General features: G+C 69.9%; 2 protein-coding genes and 1 pseudogene. All 3 read right to left on the bottom strand.

The window, feature by feature from the left end:
* Nucleotides 1–36: 36 nt before the first annotated feature.
* Entirely contained in the window at nucleotides 37–1,194 is a 1,158-nt protein-coding gene (locus I5E_RS16060) for a mannitol-1-phosphate 5-dehydrogenase (RefSeq protein ID WP_022907881.1), read from the bottom strand.
* Nucleotides 1,191–1,628, bottom strand: a complete 438-nt coding sequence (locus tag I5E_RS16065; RefSeq protein WP_022907882.1) for a PTS sugar transporter subunit IIA — start codon at nucleotides 1,626–1,628, stop codon at nucleotides 1,191–1,193. The genes I5E_RS16060 and I5E_RS16065 overlap by 4 nt, the downstream gene beginning before the upstream one ends.
* A gap of 85 nt (nucleotides 1,629–1,713) precedes the next feature.
* Nucleotides 1,714–1,887, bottom strand: a pseudogene (locus I5E_RS26560) (PTS mannitol transporter subunit IIB); the annotation flags it as partial.

The raw sequence follows: 1,887 nt of genomic DNA on the forward strand, positions 1-1,887 counted from the left end.
GCGCCTCCCGTCCGTCTCTCGGGGGCGTCGAGGACGCTAGGCGCGCGCGGACCGCACCCGGTCCGCGAACGCGGCGTGCAGCGGGTGCTGCGGGTCGAGCCCGGTGATCTCGGTCACGACGTCCGCGTCGCTCCGGTCCGAGCGCAGCAGTGCCTGGAGTTCGACGCTCTGCTCGTCGTCCGGCACGTCGAAGCGCAGCGCGGCCCCCATGGCGTCGAGCAACGCCGTCGGCTCCGTGCCGTCCTCGGCGAGGGCGGCGGCGGGCGACACGAAGCGCTCGTCACGGGAGAGCTTCCGCAGCGGCTGCCGGCCGACCCGGGTCACGGTGTCGGGCAGGTGCGGGTTCTCGAAGCGGCCGATGATCGCCTGCACGTAGGCGCGGTGCACCTCGGGGTCGAGCTCGTGACGACGGACGAGCAGGTCGCTCGTCTCGGCGAGCACCGACTCGAGCTCGGAGCGGACCGCGGGGATCGCGATCGCGTCCGAGATCTTGTCCGCCCCCGCGAGGAAGCCGTGGTAGGCGACGGTGGCGTGCCCGGTGTTGACGGTGAAGAGCTTGCGCTCGATCGAGGCCGCGAGGCCGTCCACGTAGTGGGCACCCGGGATCTCGGGCTCGTTCCCGCCGAACGGTGTGCGGTCGATGGCCCACTCGTAGTAGGTCTCGACGGTGACGTCGAGGCCGGCACCGTCGGGCTGGGCCGGGACGATGCGGTCGACGGCGGTGTTCGCGAAGACGGCCTTGGCGAGCGCCTTGTCGCGCACGTCGGCCGGCAGCGCCTCGACGATGAACTCACAAAGACGGTCGGTGGCGTTCAGGGCGTTCTCGCACGCCATCACCGCGATCGGGGCGGCGTCGGGGCCGCGCTGTTCGAGGGCCCGGGCGATGACCGGGGCGATGAACTTCAGCACGTTCGGGCCGACGGCGCACGTGACGACCGCGGCGGCGGCGATCTCGGCGACGACGCCGGCTTCGTCCTGGGCGCTGTTCAGCGCGCGGAAGTTCGTGACCTCGTGGTCACGCGCGTCGTGGCCGACCTCGTGCACGGTGTACGAGTCGGCAGCGGCGAGCGCGTCGATGAGCGGCGCGGCGACGTCGGCGAAGACGACCTCGTAGCCGGCCTCGTGCAGCAGGAGCCCGACGAAGCCGCGGCCGATGTTGCCCGCGCCGAAGTGGACCGCGGTGGGGGTGCTCACTCGTTGACCTCGCCGAGGATCGACAGGATCGCGGCGGTGTCCGGCGCGTCGGTCAGCTTCTGGACCTCGTCCTCGTCGCTGAACACGATCGCGATCTTGGACAGGATGTCGAGGTGCTCGTTGTTGACACCGGCGATCCCGACGACGAAGCGGACGGGGTTGCCGTCCCAGTCGATGGGCGTCGCGTAGCGGATGAACGACAGCGCCGAGGACTTGATGGCGTCCTTCGCGTCGTTCGTGCCGTGCGGGATGGCGAGGAAGTTCCCCATGTACGTCGAGACGCTCTTCTCGCGCTCGAGCATGGCCGGGTAGTAGTCCGCGGTGACCGCGCCTGCAGCCTCGAGGATCTCGGCCGCCTCCTTCATCGCCTCCGACTTCGTCGGTGCGGTGTCCTCGGTGTGGATCCGGATCTGGCTCTCCTGCAGGACGGGCATCGGGGTTCTCCTTGCTTCGTGACGTGGCGTTGTGGACGTGTGGAGGGGACGGGCNGNGGNCCGTCCCCTCCGATACTGCACTGCGTTACTGGTTCTTGAGCTGGTCGACGACCTGGTCGTACTGCGGCGCGTTCATGAAGTTGCCGACGGACACGTGCTGTGCCCCCGGGTTCTTCTGCCTCGCGCGGTCGGTCAGCTCCTCCTGCGTGATGATGAGGTCCTCCGTGCCGTCGAGGTTCGCGATCGCCTTGTGACGACC

Origin of the sequence: Curtobacterium sp. B18, assembly GCF_000333375.1 — a bacterium.
In the GTDB taxonomy this organism is placed as follows: domain Bacteria; phylum Actinomycetota; class Actinomycetes; order Actinomycetales; family Microbacteriaceae; genus Curtobacterium.